The organism is Lactococcus sp. AK05 (assembly GCF_041026685.1).
GTDB classification, from domain to species: Bacteria; Bacillota; Bacilli; order Lactobacillales; family Streptococcaceae; genus Lactococcus; species Lactococcus lactis.
In genome coordinates this window covers 100,338-118,398 of sequence record NZ_JBFTEI010000005.1, presented here as the reverse complement: position 1 = coordinate 118,398, position 18,061 = coordinate 100,338, and the positions used below count along the sequence as shown (strand labels likewise).

11 protein-coding genes and 1 other annotated feature are annotated in these 18,061 nt (G+C 33.6%); of the genes, 2 read left to right on the top strand and 9 right to left on the bottom strand.

All coding sequences use genetic code 11. The features are described from left to right. Nucleotides 1-25: 25 nt before the first annotated feature. From AB6B24_RS10120 to AB6B24_RS10110, 3 genes are all read right to left on the bottom strand, one after another. Entirely contained in the window at nt 26-1,246 is a 1,221-nt protein-coding gene (locus AB6B24_RS10120) for a glycosyltransferase family 2 protein (protein ID WP_311920107.1), read from the bottom strand. Between the two features lie 4 nt (nt 1,247-1,250). Further along, entirely contained in the window at nt 1,251-2,282 is a 1,032-nt protein-coding gene (locus AB6B24_RS10115; RefSeq protein WP_369164575.1) for an acyltransferase, read from the bottom strand. A gap of 486 nt (nt 2,283-2,768) precedes the next feature. Next, entirely contained in the window at nt 2,769-5,525 is a 2,757-nt protein-coding gene (locus AB6B24_RS10110) for a cation-transporting P-type ATPase (protein WP_311804265.1), read from the bottom strand. A gap of 51 nt (nt 5,526-5,576) precedes the next feature. Continuing rightward, nucleotides 5,577-5,620: a sequence feature (sodium ion sensor (DUF1646 type); this cis-regulatory element may regulate processes involved in with the transportation of sodium ions), on the bottom strand. Nucleotides 5,621-5,868: 248 nt separating this feature from the next. Between AB6B24_RS10110 and AB6B24_RS10105 the strand changes: the two genes are divergently transcribed. Beyond that, nucleotides 5,869-7,032 carry a DUF998 domain-containing protein gene (locus AB6B24_RS10105; RefSeq protein ID WP_311804267.1) on the top strand — a complete coding sequence of 388 codons (1,164 nt, stop codon included), beginning with the start codon at nt 5,869-5,871 and terminating at the stop codon, nt 7,030-7,032. 380 nt (nt 7,033-7,412) lie between these two features. Here the strand turns inward: AB6B24_RS10105 and spx are convergent, their stop codons facing one another. Then, nucleotides 7,413-7,811: a transcriptional regulator Spx gene (gene spx / locus AB6B24_RS10100; RefSeq protein WP_003129597.1), complete on the bottom strand. Its 399-nt coding sequence runs from the start codon at nt 7,809-7,811 to the stop codon at nt 7,413-7,415. 158 nt (nt 7,812-7,969) lie between these two features. Further along, on the bottom strand, nt 7,970-8,500 hold the full coding sequence (locus AB6B24_RS10095) for a hypothetical protein (RefSeq protein ID WP_003129594.1): 531 nt from the start codon (nt 8,498-8,500) through the stop codon (nt 7,970-7,972). Between the two features lie 196 nt (nt 8,501-8,696). On the opposite strand from AB6B24_RS10095, the gene AB6B24_RS10090 reads away from it, so the two are divergent. Continuing rightward, complete coding sequence (locus AB6B24_RS10090; protein ID WP_003129593.1) at nt 8,697-9,296, top strand: ATP-dependent Clp protease proteolytic subunit; 600 nt, start codon at nt 8,697-8,699, stop codon at nt 9,294-9,296. Between the two features lie 67 nt (nt 9,297-9,363). Here the strand turns inward: AB6B24_RS10090 and icd are convergent, their stop codons facing one another. The 4 genes from icd to AB6B24_RS10070 all read right to left on the bottom strand — a co-directional run bounded on the left by icd (nt 9,364) and on the right by AB6B24_RS10070 (nt 18,028). Then, complete coding sequence (gene icd, locus AB6B24_RS10085; RefSeq protein ID WP_311804270.1) at nt 9,364-10,602, bottom strand: NADP-dependent isocitrate dehydrogenase; 1,239 nt, start codon at nt 10,600-10,602, stop codon at nt 9,364-9,366. Nucleotides 10,603-10,622: 20 nt separating this feature from the next. After that, nucleotides 10,623-13,169: an aconitate hydratase AcnA gene (gene acnA / locus AB6B24_RS10080; RefSeq protein WP_311804271.1), complete on the bottom strand. Its 2,547-nt coding sequence runs from the start codon at nt 13,167-13,169 to the stop codon at nt 10,623-10,625. Beyond that, a complete protein-coding gene (locus AB6B24_RS10075) occupies nt 13,166-14,491 on the bottom strand; it encodes a citrate/2-methylcitrate synthase (protein WP_162523707.1) in 1,326 nt (441 codons plus the stop codon). Before AB6B24_RS10075 ends, acnA begins: the two co-directional genes overlap by 4 nt. 123 nt (nt 14,492-14,614) lie before the next feature. Beyond that, complete coding sequence (locus AB6B24_RS10070) at nt 14,615-18,028, bottom strand: pyruvate carboxylase (protein WP_195935596.1); 3,414 nt, start codon at nt 18,026-18,028, stop codon at nt 14,615-14,617. Nucleotides 18,029-18,061 lie beyond the last annotated feature (33 nt).

The following is an 18,061-nucleotide window of genomic DNA, read 5'->3' as shown; positions in this document are numbered from 1 at the left end:
TTTTTACGTATTACTAATTCCATTATTACACCCCTCTATCAGGACTTTCCCATTTTCCTTTATTTGTCCGATTAGTTAAAACAACAAGTTCAGCAGAAAGAGCACTAATCAAATTTAGAAACCAATAAGCAACAAGATAAGCTGGAAATATTAATTTATCAGTCAAAGATAAGCGGCTCTCCCCTTTATCATTATCAAGTCCTAAAAAGAATACAAAAAATGAAATAAGAACAAAAATCACGATAATTTGACCCGATACTTTGAATTCTTGATTTAACAGCATTTGGAGAAAATACTGATAAGATTCTATTAAGAAAAACCAACTCCAAATATGACTACAAATCATTTCAATCAAAAGAAACCGATGTTTAAATTCTCCTCTTTTAAAAACCCATGATAAATTTGAAATTAATACTTCTACTCCACCAACTGCCCATCTTCTCCGTTGCTTTAAAAGAGATTTTAAATTTTCAGGAACGAGAATATAGCTTAAGGCTTTAGGGACATATTTGACTTTCCATTGATTACGATGAAGTCGCCAAGTAACATCAATGTCTTCCGTCATCACTTCGGTATTAAAGCCCCCAATTTCTTTCAATGCCTCTACACGATACATAACAATCACACCTGATACGGTCATTATTGCACCTAGAAAAAGACTTTGTGCTCTCTTAATCGCATCAATCACACTTAAATACTCTAAGGTTTGTAATTTCCCCAATAGAGTTGTTCTGTTTCTAACAATAGGTCGTCCAGTCACAGCCCCAATATCTGAACTAGAAGTTAATTCGGCCAATAAATAAGATAGAGCATCTTTAGAAAGATATGAATCCGCATCAATAACAAGCATATATTTGCTGGTAACTTGTTGCAAAGCAACATTTAAAGCCGTGGCTTTTCCCTTATTTTCCTTTTGCTCAAGAATAGTTAATTCTTCCCAATCGTCGAAAGATTTTTTTACTTCATAAAGTTTCTCCAAAGTGCGGTCACTACTTTTATCATCAACAATAAAGATTTCTAGGGAAGGGTAATTTAGATTACGTAGTGATAATAAAACTTCCTCAATCGTTTCTTCTTCATTGTATGCAGAAATAACAATACTAATTTTTTCAAATTCTTTTACTTCATCAATTGCTTTCTTATCTCTTTCTTTCCATCGAGATAAAAAAGCACCACTTGCCCAAACGAAAGACAAGATAATCGGATAATAAACGGCATAAACATCTACCATTGTTGAGATTATCATAGTTTTAGTTTTCCTTTCTTTCTTTTTTTCTCTTAAAAGGAAAATTTAAAATTTTTCCCACAAAAATTCCTAGTAAAGCCGCACTAGTAAAGGCAACTGGAATAATAATCGGTCCTGCTATCACTCGTTGACTTAAGTTTGGAATTTCATGCTTAAAAAATCCATAGACAAACTGATCTGTTAAATCGGATATAAGATAGATAGTCAAAGTGGCGGTAGATAGAGCCTTTAGCAGCCTAACGCTCCATTTTGGAATGGGAATTCTCCACAAGATTGCTATAACTAATACTGTCATTATGGCTGTTTGATAACCAAAATAATCATTGTGGTCTAGCCACTGAAATTCTTGATTCCAACTTGCAAAAGTGTCCGTCAAAGTAAAAATCGTAAGTCCACTTAAGAATGCTGTAACAAGTTTTCCTATTGAAATTTTCTTTATTTCATTTTGATAAGTATAAAGGTAAGCTCCAATAAAATAATAACTAACGGGATAACAAATTTGCCAATAGTCTGGAATAACTTTTCCAAAACTATTTAATAAAGAGGGTAAGAATGTTAGCAAACTTGCGATAAAGACAATATATAAATGATAATTTTTTATTTCTTTTTTATAATTCCAGATAATATTTAATAAAGGGATAAAAAGATAAAGTCCTAAATACATTTCAACATACCAAGAGTAAGAATCTGTTGAATAATCAAAAATTCCATTTATGGCTGTGGAGAAGTCGCTTCCTTTTCCAACAAGAGATAGAACTCCCCATACTAATAAAGATATGCCTATATATGAAATGATGACAGGAACTATTCCCAGAACATATTGAGCACTTAATTCTTTTCGATTCATTAAAAATCCAGTTGCCACTAAAAACAAGGGCACACAAGTAATTAAAATCGTTCTTATCCCAATCCAAAAAATTCCTAAAGTGGAATGAATTGTCAAATCATAAAAGCCCGAATTTAATAAAAAATGGACCGAAATAACAAAGAATATTGCACTACTTTTCATTAAATCTATTGATGAATTACGTTTCATTTTTTTATATTTATAGCAGAAAAAATTTGCTCCTATAAATCCTTTCTCTAATTTGGGTTATAAACCGCTCAATTCAAACTTTTTAATTATTTTTCCTTTACATCACTAAGTTGTCTCAAAATCATGTTATTCTCCTAACTTTAATTTAGTATGGATTTATAACTATCGAAAATCATTAATTTTTGATTGCAATCCACCAATTTATCACAGTATAACATAACAAAAAGAAATATTGTAATATATAGTTTACAAAAATAACTTGATATCACTATATTCTTCATTTTTAAGTATTATTAAACCCTATAAAGTAAAATATCAATCAATAAAAAAAGCGAAATAACCTTTATAAATTAGTACTTCCGAAGATTTTAAGTATATTAGGTAATACTCTAAATCGCAAATTTAGAAATCAAAAACAAACATCCGTTTGTAATTAGTAACATACAAAAAAAGCACTTACTCAAGTAAGTACTTTTTTGCATCGATTTACCATATTTTTATTTTAAAAACTTCTTTTATTCCTGACAATATTAATGTAGGTAGAGCAGGAATAAAAATCACAAGTAGATATACAGGTAATGTTAACTGAGCAGTTCCCATCACACTATTGAAAAACGGAATGATTGTTACTAAAAATGAAGAAACTCCTGCAAATAACACTGCTCCAACAAGTCTAATATTCCCAAAAGGATTACGTCTAAACAATGTTCTTGAACTTCTCGCATCAAATACATGCCATAATTGTCCATAAACTAAAGTCAGAAATGCAACTGTTTGTGCTTCACTAGCGTTCAATCCATTTTGAGCAGCCAGGAGAAATCCAAGATAAACCATCGCTCCCATAACTGTTCCCCTAATCAAAACCCTAGACCACGTGTGGTTAGCAAGAATAGATTCATTAGGGTTCCGTGGTTTTTCTTTCATCAAATCTGTTTCGGCAACATCATAACCCAAAGAAAAAGAAGGAATCGCATCACTCACCATATTAACCCAAAGAACCATTAAAGCAGTCAATGTCGGAGTCATTGCTGCTACATTTCCAACACTACTTCTAAATAAAACTAAACCTAATACAAGGGCCAAAACTTCAGCAACATTTGTTGTCAGTTCGTGTCTCATAAAGTTTTTTATATTAGCATAGATAGTACGACCGCTATAAACTGATTTTTCTATCGTTGTAAATTTATCATCTAGTAAAATGAGATCTGCAGAATCTTTAGTTACTTCTGTACCAGTAATTCCCATCGCGACTCCAATATCAGCAGCTCTTAAAGCTGGAGCATCATTTACTCCGTCTCCGGTCATAGCAACAACTTGTTGATGATTTTGGAGCTGTTTAACAATACGTTGCTTATGCTCTGGTGTCACTCTTGCATAAACATTAACATTTTTTACTTCTGCATAAAGCTCCTGATCTGACATTTCTTCAAGGTCAATTCCCTTTAAAACTGTTGCATTTTTTTCCTTTACAATCCCCAAATCATAGGCAATCGCACGAGCTGTTTTTTCATGATCCCCTGTAATCATAACCACATTAATATTTGCATCATGAAGTTGTCTGATAGATTCTTTCACTTCTTCTCGTGGAGGATCAATTATTCCTGCAACTCCCGTTAATATAAAATCTTTTTCTACGTCTTCCGTAGCTCCGTATAATGCCTCTTCTTCTTCAACTTTTTTGTAGGCCACAGCCAAGGTTCTTAGTGCTTCATCCGCATAATCATCTACCACTTTAATAAAGTTATCTTTTGACTGCTCAGATTGGTCAACTGTATCTCCAATCAAAATCCCCGAAGCTTTTTCCATTAAAACATCTGGTGCTCCTTTGGTATAAACGTAAAATCCTTCATCATTTTGAACAATGACGCTCATCATTTTTCTACTGCTACTAAAAGGAAGAGTTCTTATAATTTTATTGTTTTTTAATAACTTATTCTTACTATAGCCAGCTTTACTACCAAGAACGGTAAGAGCAACTTCTGTAGGATTACCAAAAGTTTTTACTTGTCCCTCAACTTCTTTGACACTTGAATCATTACACAAGACAATATTTTTCATAAATTGGGAGAAATTTACACTTTTTTCACCTTTTGATACTGAGTTAATTTCACCAATGGAACAATATCCCAGACCATCTACATTATACAGTTGACCATTAGCATAAAATTTTGTAACGGTCATCTCATTTTGGGTCAATGTACCTGTTTTATCAGAACAAATATAAGAAGTACTTCCTAATGTCTCCACACTACTTAGTGTTTTAATCAGACCTTTATTTTTTGACATTTTGACTGCACCAATTGTCAATACTATTGAGAGAACAACTGGTAAAGCATCTGGAATAGAGGCAACTGCGAGAGCGATTGAGGTTGAAAATACTGAAGTAATTGAGTTAATTGAAAATTCTCCAGAACTGATTAATCCAAATACAAAAGTTAATAAAACAATCCCAGCAGATATTTTCATCAGTGTTTTAGTAAGTTTTTTTACGGTTTCTTGTAATGGAGATGATTTTATTCCCTCATCTTTCATCAACTGAGAAATTTTCCCAAGTTCTGTGTTTTCTCCCGTGGCTACAACTATTCCAATTCCCTGTCCATTTGAAACGATAGAGCCAGAAAATCCCATATTCGTTTGATCACCAATTTCGACGTTTTCATTAATGACCTCTATATTTTTTATTATAGCATCAGCTTCACCCGTTAAATGAGACTCAATTAATTGAAGTTCATCAAGCTCTAACCATCTTATATCGGCCTCCACAAAATCACCTACTGTAACTTTTACGATATCACCAACGACTAGCTCATTTGATGAAATTTTTTCTAAGGCTCCATTTCTTAGTACAGATGCAAAACGATTGTTCATTTCTTTTAGTGAATTTAAATTTTTACGAGCACTGATTTCTTGCCAAAAACCTAAAAATGCATTTATAATAATCAAGATAGCTATAGCAATCGCTTCATATAAAGATTCTAAACCATGTTTTTTATCCCCAACTATTTGGAATGAATAAAATGAACTAAAAAATGATAGAGCGACTGCCCCTAATAAAACAATGATTATTGGTTCTTTAAAACTTTTAAAAAATACTTTTAAATAGCTTTCTTCCTTTTCTTCTGGAAGTTTATTTTCACCATATCTTTCTCGATTATCAGTAACCTGAGTACTCGAAAGTCCTCTATCTATCTTAACATCATAACTATTTAGTAATTCTTCTTTGGATTTTTGATAAAATTTCATATCATCCCTTTCTAGTAAAAAACGACAAAAAAGAGCGCAAACCTCAAAACAATCTCCTCACCCTTGGAGATATGTCTTGAAGCTTGCGCCCAACCTAGTCGTTTATTTAATTAATTACATTTTAACATTATCCATATCGTAAGTCAATCCATTTTATATTGTTTTGACTACAACACAATATATAATTATATTAAAACTCAAATTATCCCTCCGTTCCCAAAACAAATAAGTTCCAGTAGCCCCTTTAATAAGTTAAATGGTAAAATATTATTAGAATGTATGAATTCATATTATGTATTATAAAAATGAATTTATCCATTATTTTAAAGCTAGAAAGAATATCATGACTAAAAATTACTTAGAAATCCCTGAAGAACTTTATAATAAATTAAGTGATTATGCAGAAAATGACCAACTATCAATCCGTTTAGAAAATCAACAGATATTATTAGAAAATCCGAAAATTAATCATACCAATAAACAAAATTTAGCTTTACACTATTTTATAGTACCTAGTTTAGCATCTGGAATAATTGCATTGCTTATCTTTTTAAGTACCAATCATCCACAAATCGCATTTACGGGGAGCCGCCACCTCTCTGTTGCAAGTTTGAGCATAATTCTATCAACCCTTTTTGGTTTTTTTGGTTTCATATGGACTTATCTTCGCAAAAGTTGTGACTTATCCAAATCTAAATTTAAAATTTTTAGAGAAACTTTAACGCTATCGGTAGCCTATACAAGTATTTCTTTCGCTGTTCAAATCATTTTTTGGTACATAATTGGCAAAACTTTTAGCGGAGTAACTTTTGACCCCTTTACTGCAGGGTTTCTTGTCTTAGTATTTGTTGGAATCATCTTTTATTTTCTTATTTCAGCAGCTCTTTCCATCACTTTACCTAATCTTATTTTGCTCCTCTTTACCACTTTCATAGGAGGTATTCTTGTTTCAATGGCAACAAACAATCAAAAAGATTGGTGGCAACATAACTTCAGCTTCTTAGGAACTGGCGAAGCCACACAGCACTGGCAGTTCAATATCACCTTAATATTTTCTGCTCTTATTCTTCTTACCATAACTGATTTTCTATTTGCTGAGTTTTCTAAGAGTATCCTTTACAATTATAAATTTAAAATAATTCGTATTTTTTATATTCTCATAGCATTTTTGATTGCATTCGTCGGAATTTTTCCAGCCCAATCATGGACAATGCCTATACATAATAATTCTGCATTTGGTCTGGTTGCGGTTGTTCTTATTATGATTATCTTTCTTAAATGGTTAGTTCCCACCATTTCTAAAGAATTTTTAGCATTATCTTGGACTGCTTTGATAGCATTAATTTTATCTGCCGTTGCCTTTATGGGAATTCACTATCTCTCATTAACGGTCTTTGAAATTATTGCTTTTGCTATAGCTTTTACCTGGCTCGTTATGTTTATCAATTCACTCAGGGGAATTATTCAAGAAGGAAACGAATGGCAAGTAAAGCTCCTTCAAAAGTAATTACCTCAAGCATCAGATAAGAAAAACAAAAAGGTTGAATTTTCAGAAAATTGTGTTATAATGTTTTCACAAATACATTTTGGTTGGAGGTTTATCATGGAATTTAAAAGTCTACTGCTCCTTTCACTTGCTGCAGTTTCTGCAGTTGATCCATACTTACCCACAATTTTTATTTCAGCCACAACACTTGATGATATTGAATTTGAAGGATAAGAATAACCATAAAATATTTTGTTAATTCATTTTCTTTTATTATCCAATAATAGTTACTATGCACTCAACAAAAAACCATTGTTCCCTTCTGGCAGTGGTTTTTTTCAATAAAAAAAGACGCAAATGCGTCTATAAAAATTCCAATAAATGAATATTTTAATTATGAATTAAATTGCTGAACGCAAACGAGCGCCACCATTTTCTAAAACACGAACTGTACGAGGTAAAAAAGCGCGAATTTCTTCTTCATTATATCCAACATGAAGACGTTTTTCATCCATAATAATTGGACGGCGCATGATTTGTGGATTTTCAGAAATAATTTTAATTGCTTGTGAAAGTGAAATATCTTCAAAATCAACACCCAAAGTCTTCACAAAGCGATTTCTACTTGAAATTAATCCTTCAACACCATCGTCACATTTTTGTAGAATTTGACTAATCTCTGTTGTTGATAAAGGATCCGCGATGAGATTTCTTTCGTTAAATGGGATGTGGTGATATGAAAGCCAAGTTTTAGCTTTTTTACAGCTCGTACAAGAGGGTGCTGTATAGATTGTGATCATCGTCTCTCCTTCGTGTATATTTATTTATCTAATAGTATTAAACATCAATGATTGTACAATTATACCATATTTATAGACTTAAAAAAAGACCTTTTCAAAATTTTTTCACAAATTTTTTCAATAAAAAAACCACTAAAATCAGTAGCTTTTTCACTGCTTTAGATATTATAATGTTGTTTTTTCAACATTGATGGATAAACATTTTTAGCCTTTTGTAACTCTCGTTTTTTTGCCTCAATATCATCAGTAATTTCGACAGAAAAATTCTCGAAAATTGTACGAGACTCTTTGAAAATGTATCCCCCATTTTTCAAGTCCTGCTCGTCATCAAATACAGCTAAATGATGAGAGAGCTTTTTGAAAAATGTATTCAAAAAATAAGTTGGAATGTATAAATTATACATTGAAGTGTAGTTCTTTAAAAAATTGTAATCGTAAAAAGGAACTTTTACATCACTTTGAGGATTAATTAATTCTTTATCACTCCCAGTAATTGGACGATTAAGAATTTCAATCACTTTTTGATTAAGTGTGTTACGAACTTCAATTTCACGAAGCAATTTTTCAATTGTTAATCGTTTCTTATAACGATTTTCATCATAAATTTTGTAAATGTAGATGCCTGCAACCATAAGCCACGCGCCAATAATTAGACCAAAAATCATTGCAATAATAAGTTCTGTATTCATGTCATAATTATAACAAATTTGAAAGCGTTAAGAAAGTTTAAACTCCTTTTTTATCAAGTTTTAGGAAAAGTCATAAAAAAAGACAATATTCTTTGACCTTTTTTGACCAATGAGTTATAATATAGAAAAATAAACAAATGAATTCAATTTTATCTAAAATTCAATTCATATCTTATTTATAAAGGAGATTCAATCTATGGGTTATTTAGTACCTACCGTTATTGAACAATCAAGCCGTGGCGAACGTGCTTATGATATTTATTCACGACTTTTAAAAGACCGCATTATCATGCTGACAGGACCTGTTGAAGATGGAATGGCAAATTCTATTATTGCTCAACTTCTTTTCTTGGACGCACAAGATAACACTAAAGATATTTATCTCTATGTAAATACACCTGGTGGTTCTGTATCTGCCGGTCTTGCCATTGTTGATACAATGAATTTTATTAAATCTGATGTTCAAACTATCGTTATGGGAATGGCTGCTTCTATGGGAACAATCATTGCTTCAAGCGGAACAAAAGGCAAACGATTTATGTTGCCAAATGCTGAATATCTTATTCACCAACCAATGGGTGGTACAGGTCAAGGCACTCAACAAACTGATATGGCCATTGTTGCTGAGCAACTTTTGAAAACTCGTAAACGTTTGGAACAAATCCTTGCTGATAATTCTAACCGTTCACTTGAACAAATTCACAAAGATGCCGAACGTGACCATTGGATGGATGCCAAAGAAACTTTGGAATATGGTTTCATCGATGAAATTATGGAAAATAATTCCTTAAAATAATGATGTAAATTTTAAAAGCCCTGATTTCAGGGCTTTTTTTATTTTTTCTGATTATCAATATAATTTTTTAATATGTTTTTATAAAATCAATCAAAACGTCGGAAAATTTTGAAGTTGAAAGTTTTCCACCTAAATCAGCTGTCAAATTTCCATTCATGAATGAAAACGAAAGAGCATGTTTGATTAATTCAGCTACCTCTTGCCAGCCTAAATACTCAAACATCATCACTCCAGATAAAATTAAACTAGAAGGGTTTACTATATTTTTTCCAGCAATATCTGGAGCTGTTCCATGAGTTGCTTCAAAAATAGCATGACCACTTTTATAATTAATATTCGCACCTGGTGCAATTCCAATTCCTCCAACCTGTGCGGCAAGCGCATCTGAAATATAATCACCATTTAAATTAAGAGTGGCAATTACTTCAAAATTTTCAGGATTTAAAATAATCTGTTGGAGGAAGTTGTCAGCAATTACATCATCTACATAAATTTTTCCTGATTTTAATGCTGCTTTTTTCTCATTTTCAGCTTGTAAACTTCCTCTTTCATTTTTGATTTTATCGTATTCTAGTTTTGTAAAAGTTGGATATTCCTTAGCAACCTCATAGGCCCAATTTCTAAATCCTCCTTCAGTAAATTTCATAATATTTCCCTTATGAACAAAGGTCACTCGTTTTTTGTTCATTTTCAGAGCGTATTCAAAAGCCGCATTAACCAGTCGTTTACTTCCTTCAGGACTAACAGGTTTTATTCCTAGTGCTGAAGTTTTTGGAAAGCGAATAGAATGGACATTCAATTCTTTTTCTAAAAATTTTAATAAGCTGTGAGATTCATTTGTTTCACTAGCAAATTCAATACCTGTATAAATATCTTCTGTATTTTCTCGAAAAATTGTCATGTCAACTTTTTCTGGTGCCTTAACTGGGGATTTTATCCCTTTAAAATATTCAACTGGTCTTACGCAAGCATATAAATCCATTTTTTGTCTTAAAGTAACATTAATTGAACGAAAGCTTTCACCGACCGGGGTCATTAGTGGTCCCTTTATCGCAATTAAATTTTCATTAATATGAGCGAGAGTCTCTTTGGGCAGATATTCTCCACAAGTCTCAAATGCTTCTCCTCCTGCCAATAATTTTTGCCATTCTATTTTCTTTTTTTGACCATAAATTTTTAGAACCGCAGCATCAAAAACTTTTTGCGCCTGAGGAAAAATATCTTCGCCAACACCATCTCCTCTAATATAACCAATTGCTGGATAATCTGGCACAACTAATTTTCCATTTTTCATCTCAATTTTCATAATAATTTTCACCTATTTTTTTATTTTTTACGAATCACATAAGGCATTATACCGTCATTCGCATAGTAATCTAAATCTGCCTGAGAATCAAAGCGTAAAAGAACCTCAAAGTTTTTTTCGGCAGTACTCACAGTAATTTTTTCATGAATTTTGGGATTTTCTGGTAGATCTATAGAAAAACTTTCGTTACCACTTAATCCCAAAGTTTCGGCATTTTCATTATCTAGAAACTGTAGGGGAAGAACACCCATCATGACGAGATTACTTCGATGAATACGTTCAAAACTCTCAGCAATTACAGCCTTGACTCCAAGTAATTTTGTTCCCTTAGCCGCCCAGTCTCGACTGGATCCCATTCCATAATCCTTACCAGCAAGAACAATTAATCCTTGTCCTTGTTCTTTATATTTTTTAGCTACCTCATAAATAGGTAATGTTTCATTATTGAATAGAGAATAGCCTCCCTCAAGAGGAGCAACAAGCTGATTTTTGATACGGATATTAGCAAATGTTCCCCTTGTCATTACTTTATCATTTCCTCGTCTTGACCCAAAACTATTAAAATCCTTATAAGCAAGACCTCGAGAACTTAGATAATCCCCAGCTGGGGATTTTAAAGGGATATTCCCTGCTGGACTAATATGGTCAGTTGTGATAGAATCACCAAATTTTGCTAAAACATGCAAATTTGAAAGTGAAGCTATTGGTTTATTTATCATAGTTAAGTTTTCAAAATATGGAGGATTAGAAATATAGGTAGATTCAGATTTCCAGTCATAAACTTCACTTTTCTTTGTTTTGATATTGTTCCAGACTGTATTTTCATCAAATATCTTAGCATAACTTTCAGCATATAAATCACTTGTCACGTATTTTTGTACTAAATCATTCACTTCATCAGAAGTTGGCAGAATATCTTTCAAATACACCTTTTTACCTTCTAGATTAGTCCCCAGGGCAACAGTTGTTAGATTTTTACGAACAGAACCCGCTAAAGCATAAGCAACTACTAATGGAGGACTTGCTAGATAGTTCGCTTTCACTAATGGATGAATTCGACCTTCAAAATTTCGATTGCCACTCAAAACACTCGTTGCAATCAGTTCTTTATTTCTAATCTCTGTTTCCATTTCACTTAAAAGCGGCCCCGAGTTACCTATACAGGTTGTACAGCCATATCCTACTACATAAAATCCCAACGTTTCAAGATAAGGAAGAAGACCCGCCTTCTCTAAATAAGAGGTAACAACTTTTGAACCAGGAGCTAATGAAGTTTTAACCCAGCTAGGAACCGCAAGTCCTTGTTCTACTGCATTTTTTGCAAGTAAGCCCGCCATCATCATAACATGTGGATTACTCGTATTGGTACAACTTGTAATAGCGGCAATTGCAATTTTTCCATCCTCTTCTTTCAGAGGTTTTTGTTTTTTAGCAAAGTCTTCAAAGTTATTTGCTAACTCAGACAATTCAAGCATATCTTGGGGACGAGAGGGACCAGATAATCGTGTTGCTACTTCACTTAAATCAACATTAATTATCTTATTGTAGTATGGTTCATGTTTTTCGTCATAAAATAACTTATTTGCCTTTGCATAGGTTTCTACTCGCGCAACCACTTCCTCAGAGCGATTTGTCGCTCGAAGATATTTCAAAGTTTCATTATCAATCGGAAAATATCCACAGGTGGCACCATACTCAGGAGCCATATTTGAAATTGTCGCTCTATCTGCTAAACTTAAATTTATTAGTCCTTCTCCAAAAAATTCAACGAATTTTCCTACCACTTTTTCATCTCGTAAAATTTTTGTGATTGTCAAAGCTAAATCTGTTGCAGTAGCAAATGCTCCTAACTTACCTATTAATCTGACTCCTACTACTTCTGGAACAGTCAATGAACTAGGCTCTCCTAGCATTACTGCTTCCGCTTCAATTCCTCCTACTCCCCAACCAAGAACACCAAGGGCATTAATCATTGTTGTATGACTATCTGTACCAAAAACACTATCTGGATATAAAACGCCATTTTTTTCGGTAATTACTTCACTTAAATATTCAATATTAACTTGGTGAATAATACCTGTCGCTGGAGGGACAACTCTAAAGTTATCAAAAGATTGCTCTGCCCATTTTAAAAATTCGTAACGTTCACGATTACGTTCAAATTCTTTTTTTGAATTTAACAGAAAAGCTTCTTCATTTCCTTGAAAATCTACTTGAACAGAATGGTCAATTACTAAATCTACTGGAATTTCTGGGTTAATTAATTCAGGATTCTTTCTTAATTCAACCATTGCGTCTCTCATTGCCGCAAGGTCAACAATAGCTGGAACTCCTGTGAAATCCTGAAGAACAACACGGCTTGGTAAGAAAACTGTTTCTTGACCAACTTCCCCTTTTAAATAGTCTTTAACGGATTGAATATGAGCCTGATTGATATTCTCATCATTTTTCTGTCTAATCAAACTTTCTAGAAGAACTCGTAAACTATATGGAAAGTCTTCAATTCTTTCAGTTTCTGAGATATCATAATAATGGTATATTTTATTAGAAATACTTATTTTTTTCATCTTTCCCCCAACTTTATATATTTTTTTGATTCTAAGACACTTTCATAGGCTGGACGGATAATCTTATTCATATTAATTAGTTCTTCTATACGATGTGCTAACCAACCTACAATTCTAGCAATCGCAAATAATGGAGTAAATAATTCTTGTGGAATTTCTAATATTCTATAGACAAAGCCAGAGTAGAAATCAACATTTGGACAAATCGTTTTATATATTTTTCGATTTTCCGATATTACTTTAGGTGCTAGACTTGCAACTTTTTCATATAACTTGAATTCCTCTTCCAATCCTTTTTCTTTTACTAAAATCTCGACATAGGATTTAAAAACCTCAAATCGTGGGTCGCTCACACTATAAATGGCATGACCAATACCATAAATTAATCCTTGCTTATCAAAAACTTCTTTATTTAAGATTTTATGGAGATACTTTTCTATTTCAGCGTCATCTTCATAATTAGAAATATTTTCTTTTATATTTTCCAACATTTTTGCTGCCTTAATATTAGCTCCACCGTGTTTAGGCCCTTTCAAACTGGAGAGGGCAGCAGCAATTGTAGCATAAGTATCTGTTCCACTTGAGGTGACCACATGAGTCGTAAAAGTCGAATTGTTACCTCCACCATGTTCCATATGAAGAATCAAGGCAATATCTAATACTTTAGCCTCTACCTCTGTGTAATGGCAGTCTGGGCGAAGCATTCGTAAAATATTCTCAGCGGTCGTCATTTTTGAATCAGGATAATGGATATAAAGACTTTCTTTTTTAAAATAATGAACATAAGATTGGTAACTGTAAATCGCAAGAAGTGGAAAATCAGCAATAAGTCCCAAAGATTGTTCTAAAACATTTTCAATCGAGATATCTGAAACTTTCTCATCGTAACTAGCAAGTGCTAGTATACAACGGCTCATCGAATTCATCACGTCACTCGAAGGGTTGGTTAAAATAGTTTCACGGACAAAAAATTCTGGTAGAGTTCTCCTACTGGCTAAAAGATTTTGAAATTCCTGAAGTTCATTTGCTGAGGGCAGTTCTCCAAACAATAACAGATAAGTCATTTCTTCAAAACCAAAACGATTTTCTTTTCGTAAATCACTAATAATATCTTTGATGTTATAAGCTCGATATTCTAAAATCCCTGGAATTTGATTTCCATCTTTATCAAAAGAATGTATCGCTGATATATTGGTTAAACCTGCTAAGACCCCTTTCCCATTAATATCTCTTAAACCTTTTTTAACGTTGTACTTTTTGTAAAATTCACTAGGAATTTGTGAATTTTTTATCATTTTTTCTTCTTTACTTAATAAATTCATAAACACCTCCATCTATTTCATTATTATACACTTTTTATTCCGAAAATTATATATTTTCTGAAAATTTGAATACTTTTTTGAAGAAAAATAAAAAACCTACCCAAAAGGTAGGTTTAATTTATATTAATTAATTTCGATTAACAAGTCTTGAGTTTGAATTGCCTCACCTTTAACCACATGAAGGTCAACAATCTCACCATCAAATGGTGCTTCAATAGTTGTTTCCATTTTCATGGCTTCAGTAACCATCAAGGCTTGACCTTTTTGAACTTTGTCTCCAGCTTTAACTAATATTTCAAGAACAGAACCTGGCATAGTAGCTCCAATTTGGTTTGGATTTCCTGTTTCGGCTTTGCGTTTAGCCACAACTTGAGTTTGTACAGATTGGTCATTAATTACGACTTCTCGACGTTGACCATTTAGGTTAAAGAAGAGAACACGATTTCCAGCGAGGTCAGGTTCTCCTATTTCATCTAAACGAATGCTGAGTGTTTTACCTTTTTCAATTTGTACTTCAATTTTTTCATTGAGACGCATTCCATGTAAGAAAGTAGGAGTGTCAAGTAGTGTAACTGCTCCAAATTCTCTTTGCATTTTTTGATAATCAAGGAAAACTTGTGGATACATGATATATGAGATAACTTCGTGATCTCCTGGTTCATAGCCAATTTTTTGTTCTAGGTCAGCTTTAACAGTTTCAAAATCAACTTTTTCTGCGTGTAAGCCTGGACGGTCAGTAATTACGGCTTTATCTTTCACGATAATTTTTTGTAATTTTTCTGGGAAGCCACCCACTGGTTGTCCTAAATCTCCACGGAAGAATGATACTACAGATTCTGGGAAATTAAGTTCGTTACCACGGGCATAAACATCTTCTTCTGTTAAATCATTTTGAATCATAAAGAGAGCCATATCTCCAACTACTTTTGAAGAAGGAGTTACTTTAATAATATCTCCAAACATCATGTTAACTTTACGATACATTTGTTTGATTTCATCAAAACGATGTCCAAGACCAACTGCTGCTGCCTGAGATTTTAGGTTAGTGTATTGACCACCAGGCATTTCATGCATGTAAACTTCTGTCTGAGGACTTGTAATACCCGCTTCAAATGGCGCATAATATTTACGCACATCTTCCCAATAATGGTCGATTTGTTCAGCATTTTTTACATTAATTGAGGCATGGCGAGGACCGTGTTCAAGTGCATAATAAATAGATTGCATTGATGGTTGAGATGTTCCGCCAGCAAGACTCGCTGTTGCTACGTCAATAATGTCTACACCTGCTTGAGTTGCACCAGAATATGTAATAATTCCATTTCCTGAAGTATCGTGTGTATGCAAATGAATTGGCAAATCAACGGTATCTTTTAATTCTGAAATCAAACGATAAGCAGCTTGAGGTTTCAATAAACCTGCCATATCTTTAACTGCCAAGATATGAGCACCTGTTGCTTCTAATTCTTTTGCTAAGTCTTTATAGTATTGAATATTATATTTTGGTCGGCTTGGGTCTAGAATATCTCCCGTATAACAAATTGTTGCTTCTGCAATTTTCCCATTATCTCGAACGGCTTGAATGGATTTTTCCATTTGGGGTAACCAGTTGAGACTATCAAAGATACGGAAAACATCGATACCTTCATGCGCCGCTACTCGGATAAATTCTTCAATCACATTATCTGGATAGTTTTGGTAACCAACTGCATTTGAACCACGGAAGAGCATTTGGAACATGGTATTTGGCATGAGCTTACGTAGTTTACGCAGACGATACCATGGTGATTCATTCAAGAAACGATAAGCTACATCAAAGGTTGCACCACCCCACATTTCAGCTGAGAAAAGTTCTGGTAGTCCTTGGTCAATTGCTTGGGCAATTCCTTTCATGTCTTGTAGACGTAAACGAGTAGCAAGGAGAGATTGGTGGGCATCACGTAAAGTTGTATCTGTTAATAATACTTCTTTTGTATTTTTTACATAATCAACAACAGCATCAGCGCCTTGTTCATCTAAGATATTTTTGGCTGTCTTTTTCTTTTCAAGATTAAGAAGAGGTTGACGTGGTTCTTCAAAATGACGTTTTTCAGTATTTTCAATTCCTGGAAAGCCATTGACTGTAATCATTGATAAATAGTGCAGAGTTTTTGTTCCACGATCACGTAAGCGTGGGAAGTTGAACAGACTTGGTGTATTATCAATAAAGGTTGTTGTTGCTTGACCACTTGTGAAGTTTTCATTAGCAATAACATTAATCAAGAAAGGAATATTTGTTTTGACGCCACGAATACGGAATTCATGGAGAACGCGGTCCATTTTTCTTACGCTGTCACTAAATTCATTGGCAAAAGTACAAACTTTTACTAAAAGTGAATCAAAATATGGAGTTACTTCATATCCAGCATAGGCATTTCCGACATCTAAACGTATACCAAAACCACCTGGTGAACGGTAGGTATCAATTTTACCTGTGTCTGGCAAGAATCCATTTTGCGGATCTTCTGTTGTAATTCGACATTGAATTGCTGAACCCAAAAGTGGAATTTCAGACTGTGCTGGAAGTCCAATTTCTCTATGTAAGTCTTTACCTTGAGCAATCAAAATTTGGGCTTGAACAATATCTACACCTGTGATAAGTTCCGTAATTGTATGTTCAACTTGAACACGTGGGTTTACTTCGATGAAATAAAATTTATCATCTTTAACAAGAAACTCAACTGTACCGGCATTAACATAGCCAACATTTTTACAAAGTTTGACTGCTGCTTCACATATTTCGTTACGGAAGTCCAGTGAAAGTCCCACGGCTGGCGCAATTTCAATGACTTTTTGATTACGTCGTTGTACTGAACAGTCACGCTCATGGAGGTGAATAATATTTCCATGACTATCTCCAAGAATTTGGACTTCAATATGTTTTGGATTTTCAATATATTTTTCAACATAGATTTCGCCAGAACCAAAAGCTCCAATTGCTTCTGATTTTGCTCTAGCATAACCATCATGCATTTCAGCATCATTACGCGCAACTCGCATTCCGCGACCACCACCGCCTAAAGCGGCCTTAATCATAACTGGATAACCATAAGTTTTAGCAAATTCTAAAGCACCGTCGATATCTACTGCTCCATTTGTTCCTGGAATTCCTGGTACTTTTGCTTCATCGGCAGCTGCCTTAGCCTTGATTTTATCACCGAAAATATCCAAATGATGAAGTTCAGGACCCACAAAAACTAAACCTGCTGCACGAACTTTGGTAGCAAATTCGAGATTTTCAGATAATAGACCATAACCTGGGTGAATAGCATCTGCTCCTGATTCAAGGGCAACTCGAATGATATCATCAATATCCAAATAGGCGTCAATTGGTTTTTTTCCTTGACCGATTAGATAAGATTCATCTGCTTTAAAGCGATGAACAGAGTATTCATCTTCTCTTGCATAGACGGCTACAGTAGAAAGTCCGAGTTCATTACAGGCACGAAAGACACGAACGGCGATTTCTCCACGATTGGCGACGAGTAGTTTTTTCATTTTGACTCCTTAATGAGGCTTGCTTGGAAAGAT

Coding starts and splice junctions, on each gene's coding strand:
- icd (WP_311804270.1), bottom strand. CDS start 10,602: ATGAAAATTGAGATGAAAAATGGAAAATTAGTTGTGCCAGATTATCCA.
- AB6B24_RS10075 (WP_162523707.1), bottom strand. CDS start 14,491: ATGAATTTATTAAGTAAAGAAGAAAAAATGATAAAAAATTCACAAATT.
- spx (WP_003129597.1), bottom strand. CDS start 7,811: ATGATCACAATCTATACAGCACCCTCTTGTACGAGCTGTAAAAAAGCT.
- AB6B24_RS10105 (WP_311804267.1), top strand. CDS start 5,869: ATGACTAAAAATTACTTAGAAATCCCTGAAGAACTTTATAATAAATTA.
- AB6B24_RS10095 (WP_003129594.1), bottom strand. CDS start 8,500: ATGAATACAGAACTTATTATTGCAATGATTTTTGGTCTAATTATTGGC.
- AB6B24_RS10110 (WP_311804265.1), bottom strand. CDS start 5,525: ATGAAATTTTATCAAAAATCCAAAGAAGAATTACTAAATAGTTATGAT.
- AB6B24_RS10120 (WP_311920107.1), bottom strand. CDS start 1,246: ATGATAATCTCAACAATGGTAGATGTTTATGCCGTTTATTATCCGATT.
- AB6B24_RS10070 (WP_195935596.1), bottom strand. CDS start 18,028: ATGAAAAAACTACTCGTCGCCAATCGTGGAGAAATCGCCGTTCGTGTC.
- AB6B24_RS10115 (WP_369164575.1), bottom strand. CDS start 2,282: ATGAAACGTAATTCATCAATAGATTTAATGAAAAGTAGTGCAATATTC.
- acnA (WP_311804271.1), bottom strand. CDS start 13,169: ATGAAAAAAATAAGTATTTCTAATAAAATATACCATTATTATGATATC.
- AB6B24_RS10090 (WP_003129593.1), top strand. CDS start 8,697: ATGGGTTATTTAGTACCTACCGTTATTGAACAATCAAGCCGTGGCGAA.